Raw genomic sequence first — 25823 nt, forward strand, 5'->3', positions numbered from 1 at the left:
AGGGCGCGAGGGCCCCTGCTGGCTACGCTACGACACCAGCCCTATGTCCGTGCCCGGTGTGACCGATTCGGGCTAGCACCTTCGACCAGTTCAAACTTCTTTGGGAGTTAGCCTGCTGGGTCGCAGCAGATGGCGACGCGGCACGACAGGCCCAAGAAGACATCGAAACGCTGATGTTTCTGTCGCCAATCATCAGCCTGCCAAGGGCGAGTTCTTTAAGTGAAATATGGAAATATCTTGGCGATACGCCGCCACATCGCCTGGTGGGCGATGCTCCACTTGAGAAATTCTGCCAGCAGACAACGGAGTTACTCCAACGAATTCTTAAGGCAGAAGAGTCGATCCGCTTAGCTCTAAGAAAACAAAGGGTCAGAAAAAACAGGTCGCAGCCTGTCTCTGCGCAACTAGAGATCTCGCGCGAATCTACCTCGGCAGAGTCCGCCTTGCTCGAAGGAGTCCGACCACGCCCAACTCGCGACTTAGCGCTCGATATCATCGTCGGCGACAGCCCAATCAACCTTGGCATGGAGCCGGATCAACTCCTCTTCTGCTTGGGATTTCATTGGCTTGCCCCGCGGCCCCCTGACGAAATGCCCTGGACTGGAACGCGACTTGCCCAAACACTTCGTAGTCGCGTCGAAACCATCAGGCAGACCGCACAGCTTGCGCTTGTGGACCCATTGCTCTGGACTGCATCGTGGGATGCGGATCAGACGTTAGCTCAAATTCGCATTATGTCCCTGATGGGTTCTCTTTCGGAAAACACTGACAGTGTCGCCGGTCTTGATCGCCAACCCACAGAGGACGCAGGCCGATTTCAAATCTCCGGCCAAGTCCAGGGGATATCCGCAGCGCTTTGGCTGTACCCCCAGATCGGCATAGCCAAGGGATATGCTATCGTTCTGAATCGCGGGGATTCGCTTGATAGCGCACAGGAGCGACTGAAGTCCTTGATTGATGAGCTATCTCAAGCTCTTGCCCAGAGGAACTTGAAGCTTTCGTCTGGATTCAGCCGACGGCCGCCCACGCCAACCAAGCGGTAGCCCGTATTGGGCACGGGTGGAGGGAGCGCCATGTGGAGCCGGCGGCTACTGACAGGCTATGCTGCGGCACCTGCCCTATGTCCACGCCCGGTGTGACCGATTCGGGCCCAATCCGTGCCCAGTGTGATCAATCCAGATTAGGGCCGGGAGCGCTTGCCGCAGCCCCGCACATTCAACTGGACGGAGCGAAATCATGGAGCCCGCGAGCCCGCGCAGCCTTCGCAGTCGCCTGCTCTATCACTACCTGAAGTTCAAGCTGGCGCGGCGCGACCCGGGGGGCTCGCTGGTCGATGGACGCCGGCGGCTGGAGGGGCTGAGCGCGAAGCTGCCCATGCCCCAAGGCGTGGACGTCGAGCCCCTCACTGTCGCGGGCCGTCCCGCGGAGTGGCTCCGGCCCCATGGCGGAAAGCCGGGCCGAGCGGTCCTCTACCTTCATGGTGGTGCGTACTCGGCGGGCTCGCTCGCCTCGCATCGCGCCCTCGCCGCGCGCATCGCCCTCGCATGCGCGTGCCCGGTGCTGCTCCTGGATTACCGGCTCGCTCCCGAACATCCCTTCCCGGCCGCGATCGATGATTCGGCTGCCGCATTCACGTGGATGTGCTCACCCTCGGTGGGGCTCGATGCGAGGCGCGTGGCCCTGGTGGGGGACTCGGCTGGGGGCGGACTCAGCCTCGCGCTCACGTTGAGGTTGCGAGACGAGGGCCACCCACTGCCCGGGGCCGTGGTGGCGCTGTCTCCCTGGACCGACCTGGAGCTCGCGGGCGAGTCCATTACCTCCCGGGCCGCGGTCGACCCGTTCTTCCCTTCAACGCGAAGGCTGCGGGAGAGTGCGGCCGCGTATGCGGGAGCAACGTCCCTGCGTCATCCCTACGTCTCCCCCATACACGCGGACCTGCGCGGCCTGCCCCCGCTCTACGTCCAGGTGGGTGAGTGCGAGATTCTGCTCAGTGATTCGGAAGCCGTGGCCCGGCGGGCGCGAGATGCGGGCACGGAGGTCACGCTCGAGGTCTGGCCCGGCCTCTGGCACGTGTGGCACGTCCTCGCCGCGTATCTGCCCGAGGCTTGCCACGCCATCGAAGGCATCGGCGCGTTTGTGAGGTCGAGGACGGGCTGACACCGTTCTTCACATCTTCGCAACACTGCGTGGAGGGCCCGCTGAATCGTGGCGGACTCTTGACGCAACGGGCTTGAAGAGGAAGTGCATGGTTCGCGCGCTTTTCCACTCCGCTCTCCTGCAAGGAGCCGTGCGCCTCATGAACCCGACGAGGTTGATGTCACTCGCCGCCGTGACCCTTACCGCGTGCCTCGCCTCCCCCACTGTCGTGTCCGCCCGGGACAACGACGACTTCCGCGACCGGGGCACGGAGAAGCACAAGCCCCACCGCCGCCTCAACGTCCAGGTCGGCCCCCGTCCCTACTACCTCGTCGAGGACATGGACGAGAGCGCCCTGAAGCGGAAGCTCCAGCAGTGCTCCGAGGGCCCGTTCTACAAGACGGACTTCTCCATCGGCCACCGCGGCGCCCCGCTCCAGTTCCCGGAGCATACGAAGGAGTCCTACGAGGCCGCGGCCCGCATGGGCGCCGGCATCCTCGAGTGCGACGTCACCTTCACGAAGGACCGGCAGCTCGTGTGCCGTCATTCGCAGTGCGACCTGCACACCACCACGAACATCCTCGCCATGCCCGAGCTGGCGGCGAAGTGCACGCAGCCCTTCCAGCCCGCGAACCCGGCCACGGGCCGTCCGGCCTCGGCGCTGTGCTGCACCAGCGACATCACCCTCGCCGAGTTCAAGCAGCTCTGCGGGAAGATGGACGCGTCCAACCCGGCGGCGACGACGGTGGCCCAGTACCTCGGGGGCACTGCCAACTGGCGCACGGACCTGTACTCCACCTGCGGCACCGTCCTCTCCCACAAGGAGAGCATCGAGCTGTTCAAGAAGCTCGGCACGAAGTTCACGCCGGAGCTCAAGGCGCCCAGCGTGCCCATGCCGTTCCAGGGCGAGTACACGCAGCAGCAGTACGCGCAGCAGATGATCGACGAGTACAAGCAGGCCGGCGTGCACCCGAACGACGTCTGGCCGCAGTCGTTCAACCTCGACGACGTGCTGTACTGGATCCAGAACGAGCCGCGGTTCGGCAAGCAGGGCGTGTACCTGGACGGCCGCTACGAGATTCCGGGCACCGTCTTCGACCCGAACAACCCGACCACCTGGGTCCCCAGCATGGACGAGCTGGTGGACTCGGGCGTGAAGGTCATCGCACCGCCCATCTACGTGCTGCTCACGCTGGACGCGGAGGGGAAGATCGTCCCGTCCGCGTACGCGAAGGCCGCGCGGGCCGCGGGCCTGGACATCATCGCCTGGTCGTTCGAGCGCTCGGGCCCGCTGAAGACGGGCGGCGGCTTCTACTACCAGTCCGTCTCCCCGGCGATTGACAACGATGGCGACATGCTCGTGGCGCTCGATGTGCTCGCCCGGCATGTCGGCATCATCGGCATGTTCAGCGACTGGCCCGGCACCGTGACGTACTACGCGAACTGCATGGGGCTGTAGCCAGGCCGGTCGCACACGTCAGACCGGCCCGTAGACTCGTGACCTGACAGGTTGCCACCCTGATGAATCGGATGCGATAATGACAACCTGTCAGGTCAATTCTTCTGGGGCGTGTGCATGGGGAAGGACAAGGGGAAGAAGCCGGTCACGTATGAGGACATCGAGGCGCTTCCGCCTGGGTGGGTGGGGGAAATCCTCGCGGGAGAGCTGTACGCTTCACCACGACCGACGTTCGGGCACCTCCGTGTCGCGACGCGGTTATCGGCGCTGCTGAGTACACCGTTCGAGTTGTCGCCGACGGGCCCGGGGGGATGGTGGTTCCTGGTCGAACCGGAACTGCACTTCGAGCCCAACGTCCTGGTTCCGGACGTGGCGGGATGGCGACGTGAGCGGGTGCCAGAACCGCCGGATCCAGAGACTCCCTGGCTCACGGCCGCGCCGGATTGGGTATGCGAAGTGCTGTCGCCCTCGACACGCTCCCTGGACCGGGTGCGCAAGATGCCGCTGTACCACCGTGAAGGCGTGGAACACGCGTGGCTCATCGACCCCGTGCGCCGCACGCTCGAAGTGTATGGACGCGGGGTCGATGGCTGGGTTCGGACGGGCCTGCACGAAGGGAGCGCCACGATACGCGTGGAGCCCTTCGAGGCTGTCCCACTGGAACTGGGACTCTTGTGGACGCCGCAACGAAGCAGTGCGGCCCATCCCTGAGAAAGCCCCACACTCACGAACGTCCCCTTACGGCGGAGCCTCCACCCCCCATCCGCTGGAGCAGCGCCCGTTGGAGCGCGAGCGTCATAGGCCCGGGTCTCCCCTCCCCCACCTTCCCCCCGTTCACCACGACCACCGGCTGCACATCCGTCGTGGTTCCGGCGAGGAACACCTCCTGGAACCGGCCGCGCTCCGCCACCTGCACCGGTCGCTCGTGCACCGTCATGCCCAGCTCCCGCGCCAGCGCCAGGATGATGTCCCGGGTGACGCCCGGCAGGATGTGGTGGTCCTTTGGATGCGTGTAGAGCGCCCCGTCCATGACGACGAAGACGCTCGTTGACGCTCCCTCGGTGATGACGCCGTCGCGCACCAGCAGGGCCTCGAACACTCCCGCCTCCCGCGCCTGCTGCTTGGCCAGGATGTTGGGCAGCAGGTTGACTGTCTTCAAGTCGCACCGCGCCCAGCGCAGGTCCGGCAGCATCAGCGCGCTCACACCCTCCTTCCGCTGCGTCCACGGCACCTGGAACGGTGACGTGGACAGGTAGAGTGTCGGCGGAGTCCCTGGAGCCGGAAACGCGTGGCTGCGAGGCGCCGCGCCACGGGTGAGCTGCAGGTACACCGTCGCCTGCCGCCCCGTCAGCCCGTTGGCCTCCAGCAGCTCCAGGCTGATGCGCCGCACCATCTCCCGGGAGAAGCCCTCCGGCGTCTCCAGCTTCAGCTCGCGGATGCCACGCTGGAGCCGCTGCCAGTGCGCCGACTCCTCGAACAGCCCGCTCGGGAGCACGCGCGTCACCTCGTACACCCCGTCCCCGAAGAGGAAGCCCCGGTCCTCCACCGACACCCGGGCCTGCTCCAGCGGGAGGATCTCCCCGTTCAGGTACACGTGCATGAATCGCCTCCGCGCGGCCGCTACGGTGCCTCGGACTGCCCCACCCCGTGATGACGCAGCACCTCGCGCACGCGGGACAGTGGGATGGCATCCACCTTCTGGCCGTTGCCACGCACCGTGGTGGCCATGAAGAGCGAATTGTAGATGGCCTCCTCCGTGGCCTCCACCACCGCCTGGAACAGCGGTGACATCGCATCATTGCCGAGCGTCTCTCCGGGCAGCCGCTCCGTGCCGAACGGCCGGCGCACCGGCGCAGCGGTGGAGAACGCAATCACGTAGTCCCCCGAGCCATTCGACATCGAAGACCCCGTGCGCCCCAGCCCCAGCGTGGCGCGCTCCGCGAGCCGCCGCAGATTGCGATGCCCGAGCGGCGCGTCCGTGGCCACCACGATCATGATGGAGCCGTCCCCCCGCTCCTCCACGTCCTTCTGGAACGCGTACCGCCCCAGCGCCTTGCCCACGGGCGCTCCCATCACCTGCAGCACGCCACCGAAGTTCGACTGCACGAGCACTCCCACCGTGAAGCCCCCCAGCTTCGCGGGCAGCACCCGGGACGACGTGCCGGTGCCTCCCTTCCACCCGAACGCCACCGTGCCCGTCCCCGCCCCGACACTGCCCTCGGCCACGGGCCCGGAGGTGGCCTGCGCGAGCGCGGCCCGCACCTCCTTCTCCCCCACCGGCCGGGTCCGGATCGCATTGAGCCGCCCATCGTTCGTCTCGCCCACCACCGGGTTGATGGAGCGCACGTCCTCCATGCCGGGCTGCTCCAGCATCCAGCCCACCAGCGCATCCGCCACGCGCCAGACGCACAGCGTGCAGGTGATCAGCACGGGCGATTCCAGCTCGCCCAGCTCATTCACCTGCGTGCTCCCGAGCAGCTTCCCGAAGCCGTTGGCCACGTGGATGGCGGCGGGCACCCGCTCGCGGAACAGGTTCCCTCCATGCGGGAGGATGGCGGTGACGCCGGTCCGGACGGAGTCACCGGCAATCAACGTCGAGTGCCCCACCCGCACGCCGTCGACATCCGTGATTCCGTTATGAGCCCCCGGCGAGAAGATGCCAGGGGCCACCCCGAGCGCCCGCGCCCGGACCCGCGTCTCCGGGGCCGCCTTCTTCTGCTCCGACATCTTCTCCTCCTCGCGGAGCGCTCACGGCCCCGTCACGGGCCCGATGCGTCCCCAGACGACATCCGTGAACCGCGAGCCCGGCTCCGACTCGAGCCCGAGCTTCCGCAGGTCATCCGTGTACCGCGCTCCCTTCACCACCACCCACCGCCGCGCCACGCGCCGGCCCTCCGCGAGCGCCTCCGGCGTCAGCGGCGCATGTTCGGCGAAGCGGCGCAGCACCTCGAACGCGGGCTGCGCCTTCTTCGGCTTCGCGAACATCGGGTCGAAGAAGACGACGTCGAAGGACGCAGACGGCAGCGTCTTCAGGTACGCGTGCGCGTCCGCGTGGACCACCTCGATGGGACCCGAGTCCGCCCCCAGCTCGTAGCGCTTGAGCCCCTCGGAGGCGACCACCGCCAGCGCCAGGCTCTTCTCCAGCCCCACCACCCGCCCCTGGGGCCCCACGGCCAGCGACGCCACCAGCGCGTCCTGCGCCAGCCCCAGCGTGCAGTCCAGCACCGAGTCTCCGGGCCGCAGCTCCGCCACCCGGACGAAGGCGTCCGGCTCCCCGGCCCGCAGGCGCATGCGGCGCAGGTGGGCCATGCCGGCGTGGAAGCCGAACGAGCCCTCCGCGTCCCACAGCGTCACCCCGTCCCCGCCCACCGCCAGCAGCGCATCGGCCTTCACCCCGAGCCAGGGCGCGATGCCCTCCTTTCCACGCCGGGGCAGGAACGGCAGGCCCCAGCGGGCCGCCACGGCGCGGGCCTCGCGCACGAGCGCCGCGTCCACCTTCGTACTGGTCGTCACCGCGAGCGGAACCGAAGCCATGTCCGCCGCGCATCCTGCCCCACACAGCGCCCGAGACAACGCATCCGTGCCACCCACCGGCCCCGAGCGCACAATCGCGCACCCGACACGCTCAGGACGCCTCGGCGGCCTGGAGCTTGCGGCCGCCCTGCATCTTCTCCACGGTGACGGACTGGTTACGGCCGTTGCGCTTGGAGTGGTACAGGCACTGGTCCGCGAGGTCGATGAGCTGCTGCTTCTCCATGCCGTGGTCGGGGAAGGTGGCGATGCCCAGCGACATGGTGATCTTCAGCGGGCCCATCTCGGTCTGGAAGGTCTCCGCCTTCACGGCCTCGCGGATGCGCTCGGAGATGGTGAAGGCGCCCTTGGAGTCCGTCTCCGGCATGACGATGACGAACTCCTCGCCGCCGTAACGGGCCACCACGTCCGTGTCGCGGGCCAGGGACTTGATGATGCGGGCCACGCCCTTGAGCACCTGGTCGCCCGTCGGGTGGCCGTAGGTGTCGTTGACGCTCTTGAAGTGGTCCACGTCGGTGAGGATGACCGAGCACTTGCGCTGGTAGCGCCGCGCCTGCGCGAGGATCTCGTCCGCCTTCGCCTGGAAGGTGCGGTGGTTGAACAGGCCGGTGAGGCCGTCGGTGGTGGCCATCCGCTCCATCTGCTCGTAGAGCTGCGCGCGCAGCACCGCCTGCGCGGCCTGGATGGCGATGACCTCGATCATCCGCAGCACGTCCTGCTCGAAGGCCGCCTTCTTCCGCGAGCCGGCCACGAGCGTGCCGAGAATCCGGTCCCCCGCCACCAGCGGGAAGATCTTCAGCGCGCCGAGGCCGCGAATCTGCGTCTCGTCGTCGAAGATGATCTGCCGGTCCATGGCCTTGATGTCCCTGCCCGGCAGCGGCGCCCCATAGCGCACCACGTTGGCGACGAGCCCGTTGTTGTCGGGGAACGTCTGCCCCTCCAGCGCCTTGCCATGCGCCGTGACGCCCGTCATCCGGACCACGCGGTGCATCCGCTTGCCCTCGACCTCGGACACCAGCGTCACCGCGCAGAAGTCCAGGCCCGCGAGCTGGCGGGTGCTCTCCAGCACCGCGACGAACACCTGGTCCGGGCTGCCCGCGCGGTTCAGCTCCTCGATGGCGCGGAAGAACCGGTCCTTCTCGTCGCGCGTCTTGCGGATGTAGCTCATCACCCGCTCCACCTCGATGGAGCGCAGCACCTCGCCGGCGATGGTCGACAGCAGCTTCTCGTCCTGGTCGCTGAACGGCTCGTTCGCCAGCCGGTCCGCCACCAGCACGCCGCGCACCAGGCCGCTGCCCTCGAGGATGGGCACCGCGAGCAGGGCGTTCACCGAGGGGCCGCCGCTCTCGTAGTGGGTGACGCCCTTGAGTCCCTGCGGCGAGTTCATCCGCACCGGGGCCCGGCGCTTCAGCACGCCGCCGATGATGCCCTCGCCCGCGTTGAAGCGCTCGCGCTGCACGCGCTCGGAGCCGGAGCGGCAGTCGTACAGCTTGAGGCTGCGGTCATCGGAGGTCAGCAGGAACGCCGCGCAGGTGTGGGTGCGCAGGCCCGTCTCGGCGATCTCCAGCGCCGCCTGCACCGCGCCCTCGATTTCCTTCACCGAGGCGACGAGCCACTTCTCGTCGCTGCTCATCCCGCTGAAGCTGTCCTGCGTCCCGCTGGACACCAGCCGGAAGGTGCGCGCGCGCTCCTCCACCTCGCGGATGCGCTTCTGCACCGCGTCGCTCTCCGCCCGGCGCGCCGCGGCCATCCGCGTGGCCAGCACCAGGTGGTACAGCCCGGAGAACAGCGCCAGGAAGGCCGCGTGTGTGAGGAATCCGGTCGCATTGGGAACGGGGCCGCCGAGCGTCACCAGCGCGTCGAACACCAGCGCCACGCCCAGCAGCGTCAGCCCCGCGTTGCGAGGCAGGAAGGCCACCAGGAACGCCATCAGGAGGTACACGATGGGGAACAGCTCCCCGCCGCCGATGGCCACCACGATGAACGCCGCGGCGATGAGTCCGCCGCCCAGCTCCAGGTCGTCCCGCAGGTCGATGACGGCGCCCACCGCGCCGCGCATGGCCCGGCGCCACGCGGCGACGCCGATGCCCACCAGGAGGCAGCCCACCAGGGCCGCCTCGGTCCAGTCCAGGGTGTGGAGCCCCCGGAAGCCTCCGCGCGCCAGGTGGATGAACGTGGCGAGCGCGGCGGCCGCGGGGATGGCCCGTACGGCGTGACGCAGCAACCTTCCGGGAGACGGAAACGCGGTCAGCGACGTCATGGGGACTCCAGGTGAAAGACAATCTCGCCCGGCTTCACGTAGCCGAGCTCTTCGCGCACGGCCCGCTCCAGTGCCGCCGGGTCCTTGCGCAGGGCGTTGATTTCCTCGCGCAGCGCCTCGTTCTGCTCGGACAGAGAGCGGTTGCGCGTCTGCAGCGCATCCACTTCCTGGCGCAGCGAGAGGTAGCGGCGGAAGCCCTTGGCGTCCGCCACGGACAGCAGGCTCAAGGCCCCCGCCACTCCCACCGCCACCACCAGGAACTTTCGCCTCGCCGTCATGAACGCCACCGAAGGTACCAGTGACCCCCTGCCCCGCAAGAAAACCGCTCCAGGCATGTAGCACCCGCGCCCCCTCTCGGGCGGCGCCCCGCGACGGGCTCGAGCCAACCCGGCGCCCTCCGGCCAATGAGTCCGAGGAGATGCGGACGCTCCGTGAGCCCGCGGCCATGGGGCGACGGCGACCCCGACATCCCGAGCCGGACTTCACCTACGTGCCCTTCGTGGCCACCAGCTTCGTCATGGCGGTGTCCTTCTCGGACGCGGGCCCGGTGGGCCGCTCGCTGCTCGCCTGCTCTCGGCCTCGCCCTACTTCGCGGACCAGACGTGGTGGATGTCCTCGCGCAAGGAGTGGATGAACATGCGCTTCACCGAGGTGGACATCGCCAGCGACCCGAACCTCTCCGTCACGGTGCTCCGGGAGTAGCGGATTCGCGCGTGCGCCGGGGAGAGAGCAGGCGGCCGGGACGGGCGGCTTGCGTCCCTCCTCGGCGCACGCCTACGCTCGTGGCGATGGCCATCGCCCTGGTGGCTCGGTCCCCCATCCGGTGGGTCCGCAGCCGAGACTTCGACCTGCTGTTGCTGTTCGGTCCGCTGCTGCTCGCGTTGGGCTCCGCCGCGCTCGTCCTCGTCTGGCCGTCGACATACGTGCTGGTGCTCACGCTCGACATGTGGCTCCTGAGCTACCACCACGTGGCGTCCACCTTCACGCGCCTGTGCTTCGACCGGGCGAGTTTCCAGCAGTACCGGCTCCTCGTCCTCGGACTGCTGCCCCTGTGTGTCGCCGCAACGGCCGCCGTCGAGGCCACCGCTGGCGGCTGGATAGTCACCTCCCTCTACTTCTACTGGCAGGCGTTCCACTACGCGCGGCAGAGCTACGGCATCGAGCGCATCTTCCGGGGTGTCCACGCCGGACCTCCGACGGATGCGCGCCTCACCCAGGCCATGCTGTACCTGCTGGTGTTGTGGGGCGTGTTGCACCGCTCGAACCAGGGCGCCACGACGTTGCTGGGCATGGACATCCGGATGATTCCGGTGCCCGGCGTCTACGTGCAGCTTGTGGGGGTGGCCTTCCTCCTCGTCGCGGCGGCGTGGGGCGTGCACCAGCTCCGGGCCCTGCTCACCGGGGCGTCGCCGGTGCACCCCGCCTACGTCCTCAGCCACGTGGCCATCTTCTCGCTGGGGTACTTCGGAGCGGAACGCATCAACGACGGCTGGCTCATCCTCAACGTCTGGCACAACGCGCAGTACCTGCTGATTGTCTGGATGTACAACAACCGGCGCTTCAAGAGCGGCAAGAGCGCCGAGCACCCGCTGCTCTCCGAGCTGAGCCAGAAGCAGAACGTGCTGAAGTACGTGGTCATCTGCCTGGGGCTGTCGTCCCTCGCCTACACCGCGCTGTACACGGGCGCGGCCCTGACCACGGCCACCGTCCTGTTCGTCGTCAACATGGGGATCAACTTCCACCACTACATCGTGGATGGAATCATCTGGAAGATGCGGCACGCGTCGGTACGCCAGGGGCTCGGGCTGTCGGCGTGATGGCGGCGCTGCTCCAGTACCTGTCGTTCCGCAGGGTACCCGGGGCCATTCCGGAGCTGGACGGGCTGCGCGCGCTCGCGGTCCTGCTGGTGGTCGCCCGCCATGGCGCGCGTCTCTTCCAGCAGGCGGGCGTGCCGCTGCTGCCGCTGGGGAGCTGGGACGCGGCCACGCCCTTCTGGAACGGGTGGATGGGGGTGGACCTGTTCTTCGTCCTCAGTGGTTTCCTCATCACCCACCACCTGCTGCGGCATGACCCGGCGGCCTTCACGCCCGCGGAGACGCGCACGTACCTGCTCAAGCGGGCCCTGCGCATCATCCCGACCTATTACGGCGTCCTGCTGCTCATCGTGGCCGGCGCCTTCCCCTTCTACGTGCCGCAGGCGCCCATCACCCACGGGGTGCTCGCGTACCACCTGCTCTTCCTGCAGGACTACTTCCGGTCCACCATCGTGGTGGCGTTCTGGTCGCTCGGCGTGGAGGAGAAGTTCTATCTCCTCCTGCCCGGCGTGCTCACCTGGATGGCCCGGCTTCGGACCCTGAAGGTGCGTATCGCGGTGCTCCTGGCCATCGTGGCGGCGGCCCCCCTGCTTCGCGCGGCGACCTTCGCGAGCCGCGCGGGGCTCACGAGCTACGACGTCTTCTTCCCGGTGATTCGCAGCCCCTTCCACCTCAACCTGGACTCGCTGTTCATCGGCGCGCTGTGCGCCCTGCTCTACCACCACCGCCGGGACTTCGCGTGGATGGGCGACCGGCGGCGCATCATCGCCCTGGGCCTCGCGGGCGGCGCGCTGGCGGCCGGGCTGCTCGCCTATCGCCCGTGGATGGACCGCATCGGCTGGCTCGAGGCGTCGCTCCTGACGTGGCTGCTCTCGCTGGGGCTGGGAGCGATGATGCTCTCGCTCCTCCTGCACCGGAGCGCGCTCGCGGCCCCGCTGCGGTGGAAGGCGCTGCACGTCGTCTCGAGCATCTCCTTCCCCCTGTACCTCGTCCACATGCTGTTCCTGGACGGAGTGCGCGGCTGGCTGGACACGTTTCCGGCGTACGGCCAGCTGCCGCTCGGCGGGAAGTTCGTGCTGCACCTTGGCGTGTACGGCGCCCTGTCGATGGCGGCCGCGCTGCTGCTGCACTACGTGCTCGAGAAGCCCTTCCTGCGGCTCAAGGAGCGCCTCTCCTCGGCGCCCGCGCGCCGCGTGAGCGCGCCGGCCAGCTGACGCCGGGCGCGTCAGTCCTCCGCCAGCAGCTTCTCGATGGCCTTCGCCACGTCGGTGTGCCCCTCCACGCCCTGCCACGCGGCCACGGCGCGGCCGCGCCGGTCCAGGATGATGGTGGTGGGCAGCGCGCGGATGTGGCCGAACGGCGTCAGGCCCTCGCGCATCCGGTCATCCGCGATCAGCACCGGGTAGCGGAGCGCGTAGTGGTCCGCGAAGGGCTGGAGCACCTTGGCGCCCTCCAGGTCCATGCCCACCGACACCACCTGGAAGCCTCGCGCGCCGTAGTCGCGCTGGAGCGCCTCCAGCGTGGGCATCTCCGCCAGGCATGGGAAGCACCACGTCGCGAAGAACGAGACGAGCACCACCTTGCCGTGCAGGCTGCGCACGTCGTGCCGCGTGGGCCCCACCGACGGCAGGGCCAGCGATTGGATGAAGGCCGGTCCCGCGTCCACCGGCTTCATCCCACGGCAGCCCGCCAGTCCCACCAGCAGCAGGGCCGCGCACAGCCGGGCTCGAGTGGCCGCGCTCATGCCGCCGTCGTGGGGGCGCCGGTGGAGCGCTGGCAGTCGCGGCACAGCCCGTACAGCTCCATCTTGTGCGACGTCACCTTGAAGCCGTGCTTCCGGGCCACCGCGTCCTGCATCGCCTCGATGCGGTCGTTCTCGAACTCGACGATGGTGCCGCACCGGGTGCAGATGAGGTGGTCGTGGTGCTCGCGCCCCGCCGCCGCCTCATAGCGCGTCTGCCCGTCGCCGAAGTTGCGCGCGTGGGCCAGGCCGCACTCGTTCAGCAGCTTCATGGTGCGGTACACGGTGGCCACGGACACCTTGTTGTCCTGCTCGCGCACCTTGTTCCACAGCTCTTCCACCGAGAGGTGGCCGCCCACGGAGAAGAAGGTGTCGATGATGAGGCTGCGCTGCCGCGTGCTCTTCAGCCCGTGCTGGGCCATGTACCGCGCGAGCACCTCGTCCTTGGACTCCTCATCCTCATGGCGATGGCTATGGCTCGTGCTCATGTGAGTTCCTTCAACCGCCCCGCGGGTCCGCGCCTGCATGAGCTCCCTGGTAGGAGGCCGACGCTGATCGGCCCTCCGCTCCTGTTGTAACCGGTCTGACAGGCCACCGCGACCCGCCTCCGCCCTCTTCGGACCTTCCCCCACCCGAAGAAAGTGTCACCAACAACTGTTGGTCTCCGGACGCGGGGGGCCTGATACTCCCACCCGCCTCAGTCAGCAATGTCGGGCAACCGGCGCCAGGGAGCCCCTGCTCCCCTGCCCGTCCGGCCCACCGGCTTGCACTCGCCGCTGGCTGTTTACATTGGAGTCGGACTGGCTCATTGACACCCGTCTGGCGCCGAAGATAGAGGCATCCGCTCTCGTAAACGAGCATTTTTCCGCGATTTTCCATGACCAGCTCCTGGCAGCGAAGACGACAGCCCGATGACGTTCCCACCCCCGTGGCGGTTGCCGTCTCGGACTTCTGCCGGCGCGCGAAGTCGCCGGCCCCGGCTCCCGAGGTCCGCGAGGCGCTCGCCCTGTTGGCCGAGGACGATGACTTCCGCGTGCGCGCCCTGACGGACGGCGAGCCCGAGGTGTCTCCCCTGGGCCCTTTCGCCGTGGTGGACGTCCTCCGCGGCACCCCCCCCGCCCTGGCCGCCCAGCGCCAGGCGTGCGGCTTCTATGACGTGGTGCGTGAACTGGCCCAGGTGCGAGAGGAGAAGACACCTCCGCCCGCCCCGGCTCCCAGCGTCCCCACCTTCGCCACGCCGCCCACGGCCGAAGGTGATGGCAAGGCCGGCAAGAAGGGCGGCAAGGCCGCGAAGGAGGCCGCCGTCCAGGAGCGCATCGCCCCGCGCAAGCGCCCGGTGGGCGAGTCCGATACCGACGAGGGCGCGCTGCCTCTGGAGTCCTACGAGGACGCGGGCCTTCCCCGCAGGGAGCTGCCCCGTCCCCGGGGCCGCTTCACCCGCGTGGAGGCGCCCCGCTCGTCGTTCATGGAGCTGACGCGCCTGTCCACGAAGCCCGCGCTGGAGGCCGCCCTGGAGGCCGCCGAGCACCGCTTCGCGCTGCAGCGCAACCTGTCGCAGCGCTACAACGGCTCGCGCGGAGAGCTGACCCTGGTCGACCTGGAGAACGTGCTCAAGGACCATGGCCTGCTGGACGCGCTGACGGACAAGGAGCGCCGGCACGTGCTGGCGGCGTACTCGGATCAGCGCGGGGCCTCGGGCCGCGTGGCCTGGTCCCTGGGGCTGAGCCCCTCCGAGTTGCAGCGGCTCGTCTCGGTCCTCGGCCTGGGTGAGGAAGTGGAGGCGCTGCGCGAGCGCTTCCGCCGCGAGGCCCTGGCCACCCCGCACCTGACTCACCGGCTGGATCTGCTCGGCCGCGAGAAGTACCTCGCGGACCTGGGCATCCAGCGGAAGTTCGCGGACTCGCTCCGCAAGGAGCTGGAGCGCCTGGTGGCCGACGAAATCGCGGACGCCACCGACCTGCACGGCCTGGCGGATGCCGTGGGCCGCAAGCATGGCGCCCCCGCCGAGCTGGTCTTCCGCGCCTTCGAGCGCCTGGGTCTGGCGACCGGACTGCGCAAGCAGCTCCTCGCCGGCGCCCCTCCCTCAACACCCTGACGAGGCACCGAGAACCATGCCCATCTACGAGTACTCCTGCCAGAGCTGTGGAAAGATCATCGACGTGCTGCAGAAGATCTCCGACCCGACCCCGGCCGCGTGCACCGCGTGCGGCGCCGAGGGCTCGCTGTCGAAGGTCGTCAGCCGCTCCAGCTTCGTCCTGAAGGGCGGTGGTTGGTACTCCGACCTGTACAGCTCCACGAAGAAGGACGGCTCGTCATCGAGCGACTCCTCGTCCAGCAGCAGCTCCTCGTCCTCGAGCAGCAGCGCGTCCACGTCCAGCACCCCGGCGCCCGCCGCGGCGTCCGGCGACAAGACGTAGCGGAAGTCGCGGAAGGCGGAAAATTCGCCCTGGGCCCGGGACAGGCGCACACTCGCGTCCCGTGCCCTTCCCACCTTCCAAGCGTCCTCCCCGTCACTGCGCTCTGTGCGGTCACCCGGAGCTGACGGATGCGCGCGGGCTCGGCCGTTTCCTGCTCGTCGCGGACCCCCATGGCCGTGGCCCCGTCTGCCCTCCCCAGCGGGGCTGCCGCGGTGGCACCCGGCGCGAGGAGCAGGCTCCGTCTTCGCTGACGCAGGCCGCCCGCTGAGCTAAGCAGACACCCTCCCGCGCCCTGTGCCGTGGAGGTGCCATGCCGCTCAACCACACCCGACTCCCCTTCTTCTCCGTCCTCCTGCTCGCCGCGCTCGCCGCGGGCTGCCGCAACTACACCCGGATGCCTCCCGAGGCCCGCGCCTCGCTGGGGAGCGCCCTCACCGGCCCGGAGGCGGAGCAGTACCTGCGCGTCTCCGTCAACGTCACCCCCTTCTTCGGGGACGCCACCAAGCGCCTGCTCACCCCGTACGCGCCCGAGGACGTGCGCCTGCTGGACGACACCCGCGGCAAGCCCATCAACCCCGGCGCCGTGGAGCGCATCCTTCCCGCCGGGACGAAGCTGCGCATCACCAAGGTGGAGTTCCCCACCTCGTGGGTGGTGACGGAGCGCGTCCTCTACACCCCGCGCACCTGGCCCTGGGTGTACCTGGCCGAGGCGGACGCACCCGCCGGGAGGCCGCCGCTGATGCTGGTGCTGCCGCCCAACCTGGAGCGCCCGGAGGACTTCCGCACGGAACTGGAGAAGTACCTCTCTCCGCGAGACTTGAAGGCGCAACTGGAGGCCCTGGCCCCCGCGGTGCGCGAGGCCGTGCGCGAGAAGCGCCTCGTCCCCAACATGCCCATGGACGCGGTGCGCATGGCCTGGGGCCCCCCGGAGCGCATCGTCCGCTCGCTGGAGGGCACCTCGAAGAACGAGGAGTGGTCGTACCCGACGGGCCGCCGGAAGGTGTTCCTCACCGACGGCCGGCTGGTCCGCGCCGAGGAGGGCGGAAAGCCGCTGCTCCCGTGACGTGAGGTGGGGGGCCGGGGACTAGCGGCGGCGCCGCTTGCCACCCCGGCCACCGCCCCCGCCCGACTTGCGCGCGGCCTGGGCCTCGCCGGGACGGGTGAGGCGCGGGAGCTCGCCGGCCATCACCGGCCAGTACTCGCCCTTCAGCAGCTCCGCCACCAGCTCCGCCTGCGTCTTGATGTCGCGCTTGAAGAAGGTGGCACCCCGGCCCACCTCGTCCAGCGAGCCGCGTGCGTCGCTGCCCCCCACGCAGGGAAGCTTCAGCGCCTCGGCGGCCTCCACGGCCAGGTCGTTGGCCGTCTGCTTCACCCGGGCGTTGTAGCCCTCCACCGCGCTCAGCAGGCTCAGCGAGCGGATGTAGTCCATGGCCGGGTACTGCGAGTCCCGGTCATACGGCCGCGCGGCGACGATGGCGGCCCCCAGGGACTTCACCTTGGGCAGGCACTCGGCGGCGCTCCATGGCTTCTCGCGGTTGCTGCCCCAGAGCTGCACCGGCTCGGGGGCCAGCTCCGGCTTCGGGAAGAAGCAGAGGTATTGGCCGCGGTCCGTCAGCAGCTCCAGCCCGACGAAGACCTTCAGCTTGGACTTCGCCCCCAGGTCGAACAGCTCATCACAGCCGTCCTGGGTATTCGTCTCGGTGAAGGCCACCCCGTCCAGGCCGAACAGCGCGGCCCGCTCCAGGACGGCGCGAGGATCCAACTCGCACCCCTTGGAGAGGTAGGAATGGGCGTGCAGGTCGATGAGCATGGGCGTCGCTCCCTAACAGGCCCCCCCGGGGCCTGTCGAGCGCGCGGTGCCCGCTCCCGGCCTCAGGCGAAGGCGTAGGACTGGAAGGTCCCCTGCCGGGCCTGCGTGTTCTTCTCCTCGTAGGTGCGGATGAGGTACCCCATCAGCATCAGCGAGGAGGTGTTCTCCAGCACCCGGGAGGGATCCTTGGAGATGAGGTTCGCGCTGTAGTTCAGGAAGAACTGGGCCAGCTCCTCGCCCGCTTCCTTGACGATCAACGCGTTGAGCGCGGTCGGCTCCATCGTCCGAATCGTGTTGATGAAGTCTACCGCGAGGTCCTTCTTCGTCTTCATGTCCACGGGCCTTCCCCCTTCCCCACCGCCGCCTTCATTCGCGGGCCCCTGCCCCGAATGCCCCGAACACCAGGTGCGACCCAGCCAATCTAGGCACGCGCCCTTCCCTGCAAACCCCCGCGCCTTCCCGATCAACATCCGACCGGCGGGGAAGCCGGGTTTTTGACACCTCTGGAAATCACATGCCATAACCCCCTATTGTCCTTTGTCAGTACCGCACAAGGAGTGGCAGGCGATGTTCACGGGCGTGAAGGTCTTCTCCGCCACCAAGGCGAAGGAGCGCGAGGAGCTGGGTGAGAACGTCACCCGTTGGCTGAAGAGCAACTCGGATCTGGAGATTGTCGACCGGGTCGTCTGTCAGTCATCCGACAACGAATTCCACTGCTACACCCTCGTGCTCTTCTACAAGCACGGCAAGGGTCAGCAGCAGCCGTAGCAAGCAGCGCAGGACGCAGAAGGAAGGGGCAGCCTCCCCCTCCCTCCCCGGTCGACCCCGGACGCACCGGGTGTTGCTAGGGGATGTTCATCTCCGCGGGCACGTAGACAGAGACGCTGCGCGGCGGGAGGGCCACCACGGTCGCCGTTCCGGCGAGCTGTAGCGTGCGCTCACTGAAGATGTCCTTGTAGAGCGCGTTGCCGCGGGCCAGGGGCCCCACCACGTCGATCTCCAGCGGAGGCCGCAGCGCGGTGCCGCGGTTGATGACGACGATGGCGCCCGTCCCGTCCGGCAGGCTCCGCTGGAAGACGTAGAGGTCATCCTCCACGCGCAGCGTGTGCCGGTCGCCCGTCTGGAGCGCCGGATTCTGGCGCCGCACCTGCCCCAGCTTCTGGACCAGCTCCAGCAACTCCCGCTCCAGCGGCTCCACCATGCCACCGAAGCGCATCATCCGCCGGTTGTCCGGGTCCCCCGCGCCCGGCATGCCAATCTCGTCGCCGTAGTAGATGAGCGGCACGCCCGGCTGGGTGAGCAGGAAGGCGAAGGCGTACTTCGCCTTCTCGAAGGCGGCCGGGTCCGCCACCGTGGGCGGCGGGCGGTTCGGGCTGAAGGGGTCGCCCCCCTCGCCATCGAGCTGCTTCGCCGCCTGCGACATGAAGCGCGCCACGTCATGGTTGCCCAGGAATGGCGAGTTGAGGGTCCCCGGCGCGTAGAAGACCTCGTTGGCGCGGACCGCCTCGTCCACCCGCTGCAGGCCCTGCCCGTCCGCGAAGGCCTCGCGCAGCGGCCAGTACAGGGGGAAGTCGAACTGGCCATCCAGCTCGCGCGGGCTGATGTAGCGGGCAATCTGCGAGCGGCCATCCGAGCCGACGAAGGTCTCCCCCACCAGGTAGAACTCGGTGCCCGTCATGGCGGTGATTTCCTTCAGCTTCCCGCGCAGCGTGCGACCCGCCACCTGGTCCATGTGCTTCACGGCGTCCATGCGGAAGCCGTCGAAGTCCGCCGCCTCCAGCCACCAGAGGGTGTCGGCGATGAACGTGTCCACCATGTCCGACGACCGCCAGTTGAAGTCCGGCAGGTAGTGGGTGAACTTGCAGGTCAGGCGCTTCTCCTCCCAGTCACAATCCTGGGTGCCGCACACGCAGCTCGCGGAGGTGTTGAACCAGCCGTCCGCCTGGTGCTGGAGCCAATAGGGATGCTCCTGGTGCACGTGGTTGAGCACCAGGTCCGCGATGACGCGGATGCCCCGCTTGTGCGCGGCGGTGGTGAGGGCGCGCAGCTCCTCCAGGGAGCCGAAGCGGTGCTGCGTGGTGCGCGGCTGGTTCGGCCAGTACCCGTGATAGCCCGCGTAGTACTTGCCACCGGTGCCGATGAACCGTCCCTCGGGGTTCTGGTCCACGGGGGAGAGCCACAGCGTGCGCACGCCGAGCGCGTCGAAGTAGCCCTCTTCGATCTTCTCGGTGATGCCCGCGAAGTCACCGCCCTGGTAGTTGGCGATGGGGTCCACGTCGGCCACCGGCCCGTCGTTGTCCGCGCGGCCGTTGCGGAAGCGGTCCGTGAAGGCGAAGTACATCAGCCCCGACTCCCAGCGGAAGTCCTGGGGCTCCACCCAGAAGGGCAGGTAGAGCGGCTCGGGGGCGCGGCCCGCGGAGTCCTTCGCCCTCACCTTCACGTGGTGCTTGCCCTGTACCAGCCCCGACACCTGAAGGCGGAAGCGGCCGGTGGCCGGGTCATACGCCTCGGGACGGACCTCGCCGTCCAGCGACAATTCCATGTCCTGGCGGGACGGGCCCGCCTCGTCCGTGCCGTCGAGGTATGCCACCTCCACGTCCAGCGTGCCGTCCGGCGTCGCCGAGAAGCGCTTCAGCTCCAGCACCGGCTGGCGGCAGTCAGGCACCCGGAGCCGCGAGTACTCGTCCGCGCGCACCCAGCGCGAGTACGGGTTCTCGGGGTCCATCATCTCCTTGGCACCCACGACGAAGCGGTAGCCGTAGTCGCGCGGCTCCAGTCCCTCCAGGCGCGCCGTGAACACGCCATCTCCGCGGTCCTCCAGCTTCAGCGCGCTGGAGGAGAAGCCGTTCCACTCGCCGATGACGGACACGCCGCCCTGGACGGATTGCTGCGGCGCGTAGGTGAGCCGCACCTCGCAGGTCCGGACGGGAATGGAGTCTTCGGTCTCACCGCAGGCGGAGGCGAGCAGCAGCGCCGGCAGCGCCAGGGCGCGGGGGAAGCGGAAGGGCGTCATGCGGGCACCTTTCTACGGGACCCCCGCTCGCTTTTCCAAGCCCCCGGGCCGAAACGGACTGACTCAGTGCGTCGTGGCTCGACTCACCCTTCCGGGGCCGGGTTCCAGGGACGTGTGGGCCCTACCGGGACTCATATTCCTGGACGAGCCGGAGGACCCTGCTGGCGTGGGGGTGGTCCGCCGGGGCGACCTCCAGGAATCGCCGGTAGTAACGGGCGCCCTCCTCCATCCGGCCGCTCCGGGCCGCCGCGGAGCCCGCCACCAGGAGGCAGTCCGCGTGGGTGGGCACCCGCTCCAGGCATTCGCGGGCGGCGGCCAGCGCGCGCTCGGGCTGCCTCGTCCGTAGCAGGGCCTGCGCGCGGGCGAAGAGCCGCGCCGCCGGGTCCTCCTGGGCGTCCCACTCGGGCTCCGCCCCCCGGGCCGGGAGGTTCGTCCCGGCGCCCGGGGCGGAGGCCAGCGCCGCCCTGGCCCCGGACCGCTGCGCGGGGGCGGCCTTCGTCGCGTCCGCGCGGGTGCCTTCGGCGGCCCGCTCCGACAGGGGGCGGGACTTCTCGACGCGGACGCGCACCGCGCCCTCGTTGTCCGCCGGGTCGTCGTCCACGAAGCCGCAGTGCAGCCCGCGCATCTTGTTGAGCCGGACCTCCTCGCCCTGCGCCAGCAGGAAGCGGCCGGCGCGGGCCGGGGGCGTCTGGGGCAGGTCCTCCTCCGTCACCTGCTGCACGCAGGCCACCGTCAGTGCCGGACCGCGCTCCCGCCCGCGGGTGAAGGCGCCCTCGCCCACCGGCTCCACCGTCAGCCGGTAGGTCTCCTCCGGCGACAGGCCCTTGAAGAGGAATGCCCGGTCCACGTCCGTCGTCATCCACTCCGGATGGACGATGAGGCGCTGGCCCTGGCCCGTCTTCGTGTTCGTGGCGGTGACGGCGCGCTCGGGCAGGTTGTCCTGCGCGGTGGGGGCGCCCACCGTGAAGAGCATCAGTCCGGAAGCGCCCCGGACGGCCTCCGGCTTCCGGGACACGAAGCCCACCGCCGCGTTCGCGGACACGCCACCGCCAGTGAGGAAGTAGAAGAGCGTGGGCATCGGCTGGCCGCGCTCCTCGAAGGACAGGGGCAAGGTGGTCTCCGCGATGCGCCACTCCACGTCGGGCTCGAGCGTCCCCAGCGCGGCGCGCCCGGAGGAGACCCGGAACACGTGCCGCCGGGCCTCCAGCTGGAAGGTATCCACCGGCCAGGTGGCGGAGTCGGGCGCGGCGGGCTCCGCCCCGGACGGTTTCGCCGGGGCCGCCTTGGCGGTGCTCGTCGGCGGCGGGGCGAGGGGCTGCGGGGAGGACGCCGGGCTGGGCGGCCCATCACCCTCGGGGGCCCCCCACTCGGCGCGCACCCTGTCGAACGCCACCCAGGCCAGCACCAGCAGGGTCAGGATGCCGGCGCCCACCAGCACGTGCGACGCGCGGAGGCCATCGGTGACGGAGCCCCCCTCCGGGGCGCGGTCCTCCGCGTCCTCGGCCGGCTCCCGCGGGGCCGGCAGGGCCGGCAGGGCCGGCGGGTGGCTCTCCTCCGTCTGGATTTCCCCCGTCAGCTGGGGCCTGCCGGGCTCCGTGGGCCGGGGCAGCGCCGGGGCGGAGCGCCAGACGGACAGCTCCTCCAGGAAGGACGCGGGCACCTTCGTGTCGCGCCCCTCGGCGGTCAACTCCGGCCGGAACAGCTCGCGCAGCAGGTAGGCCACGGACATGGCGGAGAAGCGCGGCGCGGACGTGTAGAGGAACCCGGCCAGCGCGTCGCCCAGGGCATGGGCGGACTCGAAGCGGTCCTCCCGCTTCACGGCGAGCGCCTTCTGGAGGATGGCGTCCAGCCTCGCGGGCAGGTCCGGCCGCACGTCGCGGGGGCGCGGCACCGGCTGGCGCTGCGTCAGCCGGCGCATCACCACGTACTCAGGCCCCTCCAGCGGCAGCCGCCCGCAGAGCATGTTGAAGAGCACCACGCCGGTGGCCCACACGTCCGTGCGCGCGTCGACCGTCTCGCCCCGGGCCTGCTCCGGCGAGAAGAAGAGGTACTTGCCCTTCACCACCCCGGGCGCGGTGTCGAAGCTGCGCAGCGAGCGCGCCTTGGCGATGCCGAAGTCGACGATCTTGACCTGGCCTTCGTAGCTGATGAGGACGTTGTCGGGAGAGATGTCGCGGTGGACGATGCCCAGCGGGGCGCCCTTCTCGTCGGTGCGCGTGTGCGCGTAGTGCAGCCCCCGGCACATCTCCATGGCGATATAGGTGGCCATGGGCGTGGGCAGGCAGGTGAGCTCGGCGCGCAGCGCCCTCTTCAGGATGCGGTGGAGCGGCTGGCCCTCCACGTACTCCATGGCCAGGAAGTACTCGCCGTCCACCCGGCCGAAGTCGAAGACCTGGGCGATGGAGCCGTGCGACAGCGTGGCGGAGATGCGCGCCTCGCTGATGAACATGGAGATGAAGGCCTCGTCGTTGGCGAACTCCGGGAGCACCTTCTTGATGAGCACGGGCTTGGTGACGCCGGCGGCGCCCATCAGCCGGGCGCGCCAGGTCTCCGCCATTCCCCCGCGGCCGATACGCGCCTGGAGCTCGTACCGGCCGAACTGTCTCCCCTGCTCACTTGCCATGGCGGGCCGTACCGTACCCCCCTGGCGGGGCGCTTGCTAAGCCCCCAGGCGGGGGCCGCGGCGGTGCGCGTTCCGCCGGATGTCCTCCGGCCACCAGGAGAGAATGCCTGGCGATGCGCTGAACGGGCCCCGTGTTATGTTGCGCGCCGTGGCAAGTCTGGGAGACGAGGACGGGGACGAGCTGGTCCGAACCGATGCCCTTCCGGCCATTCGAACCCCTCGCGTCCGCATGCGGTTGGCGGTGCTGACGGGGCCGGATGCCGGCAGGACCTATCCGCTGTTCCCGGGGAGCCACCGCATCGGCTCCTCCGAGAGCGCGGACATCGTGCTGCCGGACCGGGCCGTGTCACGCCAGCACCTCATCCTCGAGGTGTCGGAGGACGGCGTGCGCGCGGTGGACCCGGGCTCGCGCAATGGCTCGTACTGCGAGGGCATGCGCTTCTCCGAGCTGCAGGTCCGCCCCGGCGCGGTCCTCACGCTGGGCACCACCGAGCTGAAGCTGGTGCCCGAGGGCGAGAAGTCGCGCGCCATGCCCCTGTCCTCGCGCCACAGCTTCGGCGGGCTGGTGGGCAACAGCCGGCGGATGCGCGAGGTCTTCACGCTGCTGGAGCGGCTGGCCGCGGGCGAGTCGGACGTGCTCATCCAGGGCGAGACGGGCACCGGCAAGGAGCTGTGCGCGGAGGCCATCCACGCCCACAGCCCCCGGAGCAAGGGCCCCTTCGTCATCGCCGACCTGGCGGGCATCGCCCCCTCGCTGCTGGAGAGCGAGCTGTTCGGCCACGTGAAGGGCGCCTTCACCGGTGCCAACTCGGACCGCGCGGGCGCCTTCGAGCGCGCGCACGGGGGCACCCTCTTCCTGGACGAGGTGGGCGAGCTGCCGCTGGAAGTGCAGCCACGCCTGCTGCGCGCGCTGGAGCGGCGGCAGGTGAAGCGGGTGGGCGCCAACGACTACCGCACCGTCAACGTGCGTGTGGTGGCCGCCACCCACCAGGACCTGGAGGGCGCGGTGAAGGCCGGCCGCTTCCGGGGGGACCTGTTCCACCGGCTCGCCGTGCTGCGCGTCGTCCTCCCTCCGCTTCGCGAGCACCTGGAAGACATCCCCCTGCTCATCGACACCGTGCTGTCGCGCCTGGGCCGGCCGCCCAGTGCCCTGTCGGACCAGACGCGCGCGCTGCTGGCCCAGTACCCGTGGCCGGGCAACGTGCGCGAGCTGCGCAACGTGGTGGACCGCGTGGTGAACCTGGGCGAGGAGGCGCTGCCGGACATCCCCGACGTGCCCGCGCACGGCCGGCCCATGGCGTCGGACGACGACGAGAACACGGTGCCCATGGCCCTGGACCTCCCCTTCAAGGAGGCCAAGGAGCGGCTCATCGAGGGCTTCGAGCGGGACTACCTCCGCACCCTCCTGGAGCGCTGCGAGGGCAACGTGTCCCGCGCCTCGCGCGAGGCCGGCATCGACCGCGTCTACCTGCGCAAGCTGCTGCGCAAGCACGGCCTGGACACGTCCTCTTCCTGAGTCTCGAGAATCGCGCCGGACGTAGACCGTCCGCCAGCCCCCACTCCTCCGGGACTCCGGGGATGCTGGGCGCGCGGGCGGTGGATGAACGCGACGGGAGACGAACGCTCACGGGGAGGTACGCCAGGGCTGTGTGCCTTGTTGCCGCACCGGACGTGCACAGCGTTCGGCGGCTACCATGCTTCCTCGCCCTTCCCGTTATTCCCTGTCCACGGCGCTGTCCCTGCTCGTCGCGCTGCTGTCCACCGGCTGTGGGCCGCGTGGAGACGATGAGGCTCCGGCGGGCCTCGCGCCACGCACCTGGACGCTGCGGCACCTGCGCGACAGGGCCGCCGCCGGACGCGCGCTTCCGGGTGGAGCCGCCGCCACCGAGTGGCTCACCCCTCGCGGCCAGCCACTGCCCCAGTGGTCGCCGCCCTACCACCGCCTGGCGCGAGTCCAGGCCGAGGGCCGGGATGGCTTCAACGTCCTCCCGGCCTTCAGCGAGGGGAAGCCCGCGTCCTTCGCCGTGCTGGAGGTCTGGGAGCGTGTGCCGGAGGTCTGGGTACAGCCCTGGTACGTGCTCGTCACCGCGTATGACCCCGCCCATCCGGACGCGCACCGGCTGCCGGGCGCGCTGCCCCTGGTGGACATCGGCGAGGAGAGCGTCTTCTACAGCCCCTTCTGGGAGGTGACCTACGTCGTCGTCCCGGAGGGCACGCCGCCGGAGCGCTACACGAGCGTGGTGGACCTCTTCTCCGCGCGGCTCCCCATGTACCGGGGCGGTGGGTTGCTGGCTCCGCTCGCGCCGGCGGACGTGGCGCCCGTGGCGACGGAGGGGGGCACACCGGTCCGTCCTCTCTCCGGTGACGACGTGGGGGCCCCGAGGGCGGGCGAGGTCTGGCTGCGAGGCCGGCGCGTGACGTACCTCGACTTCGGCGCCTCGGCCTTCACCTGGAGCACGGCCGCCGAGCGCAACGGCGCGGTGACGGAGGTGCCCCTCTACCTCTTCGCGTCCCGGGATGCGCGCGGGCACCCGGTGTCGCTGGGGCTGCCCGCGGTGATTGGCTCGAGCCCTCGCGGGTCGGCCCGCGCCGCCACCCGGTCCGCGTCCGGGGCCCCGCGCTTCGGAGCACTGACGCGCCCGCACCTCGCGCTGCTGCCACCCGGGGCGGGGCCGTTCATTCCCTCGGAGCTGGGGATGCTCAAGGTGTCGCTGCGTGAGCGCGGTGTCACCGTGGTGGACGCCCACCCGACGGTGGAGCACCTCGCCGAGGCGAAGGACTACGTGCTGCGCGTGGCGCTGAACCCGGAGTGCTTCAAGGACCTGGTGGGCTTCCCCCGGGCGTGCCGGTGGCTGGACTCGCAGGCGGCGGTGGAGGCGAACGTGGAGCCCCTGGCCGTCGTGCCCCAGGACGTGCTCTTCACCTCGCCCCTGCTGTCGTTCGCTGACTGGAGGCCGCGCCCCTGAGCGGGGCGTCACGGCCCTCGCGTGTCGGCTGTCCGTCACTTCGGCGCCGGCGC

The 25823-nt window shown here is 69.7% G+C and carries 23 protein-coding genes; 12 read left to right on the forward strand and 11 right to left on the reverse strand.

Annotated elements, in window-relative coordinates; translation table 11 throughout:
• Nucleotides 1–173 precede the first annotated feature (173 nt).
• The 4 genes from K8638_RS41175 to K8638_RS41190 all read left to right on the forward strand — a co-directional run bounded on the left by K8638_RS41175 (nucleotide 174) and on the right by K8638_RS41190 (nucleotide 4306).
• Entirely contained in the window at nucleotides 174–1043 is an 870-nt protein-coding gene (locus tag K8638_RS41175) for a hypothetical protein (protein WP_223760251.1), read from the forward strand.
• A gap of 193 nt (nucleotides 1044–1236) precedes the next feature.
• Entirely contained in the window at nucleotides 1237–2157 is a 921-nt protein-coding gene (locus K8638_RS41180) for an alpha/beta hydrolase (RefSeq protein WP_223760252.1), read from the forward strand.
• A 139-nt stretch (nucleotides 2158–2296) separates the two neighbouring features.
• Nucleotides 2297–3595, forward strand: coding sequence for a glycerophosphodiester phosphodiesterase family protein (locus K8638_RS41185; protein WP_223760253.1), 1299 nt, complete (start codon nucleotides 2297–2299; stop codon nucleotides 3593–3595).
• A 117-nt stretch (nucleotides 3596–3712) separates the two neighbouring features.
• Nucleotides 3713–4306 carry a Uma2 family endonuclease gene (locus K8638_RS41190; protein ID WP_223760254.1) on the forward strand — a complete coding sequence of 198 codons (594 nt, stop codon included), beginning with the start codon at nucleotides 3713–3715 and terminating at the stop codon, nucleotides 4304–4306.
• 13 nt (nucleotides 4307–4319) lie between these two features.
• Here K8638_RS41190 and K8638_RS41195 read toward each other — a convergent pair whose 3' ends face one another.
• The 5 genes from K8638_RS41195 to K8638_RS41215 all read right to left on the reverse strand — a co-directional run bounded on the left by K8638_RS41195 (nucleotide 4320) and on the right by K8638_RS41215 (nucleotide 9664).
• Nucleotides 4320–5195, reverse strand: coding sequence for an aminotransferase class IV (locus K8638_RS41195; RefSeq protein WP_223760255.1), 876 nt, complete (start codon nucleotides 5193–5195; stop codon nucleotides 4320–4322).
• Nucleotides 5196–5215: 20 nt separating this feature from the next.
• Nucleotides 5216–6322, reverse strand: a complete 1107-nt coding sequence (locus K8638_RS41200) for a P1 family peptidase (protein WP_223760256.1) — start codon at nucleotides 6320–6322, stop codon at nucleotides 5216–5218.
• A gap of 21 nt (nucleotides 6323–6343) precedes the next feature.
• Complete coding sequence (locus tag K8638_RS41205; protein ID WP_223760257.1) at nucleotides 6344–7129, reverse strand: class I SAM-dependent methyltransferase; 786 nt, start codon at nucleotides 7127–7129, stop codon at nucleotides 6344–6346.
• Nucleotides 7130–7220: 91 nt separating this feature from the next.
• Nucleotides 7221–9386: a diguanylate cyclase gene (locus K8638_RS41210; protein WP_223760258.1), complete on the reverse strand. Its 2166-nt coding sequence runs from the start codon at nucleotides 9384–9386 to the stop codon at nucleotides 7221–7223.
• Nucleotides 9383–9664, reverse strand: coding sequence for a septum formation initiator family protein (locus tag K8638_RS41215; RefSeq protein ID WP_223760259.1), 282 nt, complete (start codon nucleotides 9662–9664; stop codon nucleotides 9383–9385). Before K8638_RS41215 ends, K8638_RS41210 begins: the two co-directional genes overlap by 4 nt.
• Before the next feature lie 510 nt (nucleotides 9665–10174).
• On the opposite strand from K8638_RS41215, the gene K8638_RS41220 reads away from it, so the two are divergent.
• Complete coding sequence (locus tag K8638_RS41220) at nucleotides 10175–11203, forward strand: hypothetical protein (protein WP_223760260.1); 1029 nt, start codon at nucleotides 10175–10177, stop codon at nucleotides 11201–11203.
• Nucleotides 11203–12414 (forward strand): acyltransferase, encoded by a 1212-nt coding sequence (locus K8638_RS41225; protein WP_223760261.1) that lies wholly within the window; start codon nucleotides 11203–11205, stop codon nucleotides 12412–12414. The genes K8638_RS41220 and K8638_RS41225 overlap by 1 nt, the downstream gene beginning before the upstream one ends.
• A gap of 11 nt (nucleotides 12415–12425) precedes the next feature.
• Here the strand turns inward: K8638_RS41225 and K8638_RS41230 are convergent, their stop codons facing one another.
• Together K8638_RS41230 and K8638_RS41235 are read right to left on the reverse strand one after the other, a co-directional pair.
• Nucleotides 12426–12944, reverse strand: coding sequence for a TlpA disulfide reductase family protein (locus K8638_RS41230; protein ID WP_223760262.1), 519 nt, complete (start codon nucleotides 12942–12944; stop codon nucleotides 12426–12428).
• Complete coding sequence (locus K8638_RS41235) at nucleotides 12941–13429, reverse strand: Fur family transcriptional regulator (protein ID WP_223760263.1); 489 nt, start codon at nucleotides 13427–13429, stop codon at nucleotides 12941–12943. Before K8638_RS41235 ends, K8638_RS41230 begins: the two co-directional genes overlap by 4 nt.
• A gap of 389 nt (nucleotides 13430–13818) precedes the next feature.
• Between K8638_RS41235 and K8638_RS41240 the strand changes: the two genes are divergently transcribed.
• From K8638_RS41240 to K8638_RS41250, 3 genes are all read left to right on the forward strand, one after another.
• Nucleotides 13819–15036: a hypothetical protein gene (locus K8638_RS41240; RefSeq protein WP_225938026.1), complete on the forward strand. Its 1218-nt coding sequence runs from the start codon at nucleotides 13819–13821 to the stop codon at nucleotides 15034–15036.
• 16 nt (nucleotides 15037–15052) lie between these two features.
• The gene (locus K8638_RS41245) at nucleotides 15053–15358 is read left to right on the forward strand and encodes an FmdB family zinc ribbon protein (RefSeq protein ID WP_223760265.1); all 306 of its coding nucleotides are present in this window, start codon (nucleotides 15053–15055) and stop codon (nucleotides 15356–15358) included.
• A gap of 310 nt (nucleotides 15359–15668) precedes the next feature.
• Nucleotides 15669–16421, forward strand: coding sequence for a hypothetical protein (locus K8638_RS41250; protein ID WP_223760266.1), 753 nt, complete (start codon nucleotides 15669–15671; stop codon nucleotides 16419–16421).
• A gap of 21 nt (nucleotides 16422–16442) precedes the next feature.
• Here K8638_RS41250 and K8638_RS41255 read toward each other — a convergent pair whose 3' ends face one another.
• Nucleotides 16443–17168 carry a PHP domain-containing protein gene (locus K8638_RS41255; RefSeq protein WP_223760267.1) on the reverse strand — a complete coding sequence of 242 codons (726 nt, stop codon included), beginning with the start codon at nucleotides 17166–17168 and terminating at the stop codon, nucleotides 16443–16445.
• 62 nt (nucleotides 17169–17230) lie between these two features.
• Nucleotides 17231–17506 (reverse strand): hypothetical protein, encoded by a 276-nt coding sequence (locus tag K8638_RS41260; protein WP_206727828.1) that lies wholly within the window; start codon nucleotides 17504–17506, stop codon nucleotides 17231–17233.
• A gap of 229 nt (nucleotides 17507–17735) precedes the next feature.
• Here K8638_RS41260 and K8638_RS41265 point away from each other — a divergent pair, with 229 nt between their 5' ends.
• The gene (locus K8638_RS41265) at nucleotides 17736–17936 is read left to right on the forward strand and encodes a hypothetical protein (RefSeq protein WP_223760268.1); all 201 of its coding nucleotides are present in this window, start codon (nucleotides 17736–17738) and stop codon (nucleotides 17934–17936) included.
• Nucleotides 17937–18012: 76 nt separating this feature from the next.
• On the opposite strand, the gene K8638_RS41270 is transcribed toward K8638_RS41265, so the two are convergent.
• Nucleotides 18013–20181 carry an alpha-amylase family glycosyl hydrolase gene (locus K8638_RS41270; RefSeq protein WP_223760269.1) on the reverse strand — a complete coding sequence of 723 codons (2169 nt, stop codon included), beginning with the start codon at nucleotides 20179–20181 and terminating at the stop codon, nucleotides 18013–18015.
• Between the two features lie 121 nt (nucleotides 20182–20302).
• Complete coding sequence (locus K8638_RS45475) at nucleotides 20303–22804, reverse strand: protein kinase (RefSeq protein ID WP_370644241.1); 2502 nt, start codon at nucleotides 22802–22804, stop codon at nucleotides 20303–20305.
• 136 nt (nucleotides 22805–22940) lie between these two features.
• Here K8638_RS45475 and K8638_RS41280 point away from each other — a divergent pair, with 136 nt between their 5' ends.
• Together K8638_RS41280 and K8638_RS41285 are read left to right on the forward strand one after the other, a co-directional pair.
• Nucleotides 22941–24320: a sigma 54-interacting transcriptional regulator gene (locus K8638_RS41280; RefSeq protein ID WP_223760290.1), complete on the forward strand. Its 1380-nt coding sequence runs from the start codon at nucleotides 22941–22943 to the stop codon at nucleotides 24318–24320.
• A gap of 178 nt (nucleotides 24321–24498) precedes the next feature.
• Nucleotides 24499–25770 (forward strand): hypothetical protein, encoded by a 1272-nt coding sequence (locus K8638_RS41285; protein ID WP_223760270.1) that lies wholly within the window; start codon nucleotides 24499–24501, stop codon nucleotides 25768–25770.
• Nucleotides 25771–25823: the final 53 nt, after the last annotated feature.

Origin of the sequence: Myxococcus sp. RHSTA-1-4 (genome assembly GCF_020037125.1) — a bacterium.
Lineage (GTDB): Bacteria > Myxococcota > Myxococcia > Myxococcales > Myxococcaceae > Myxococcus.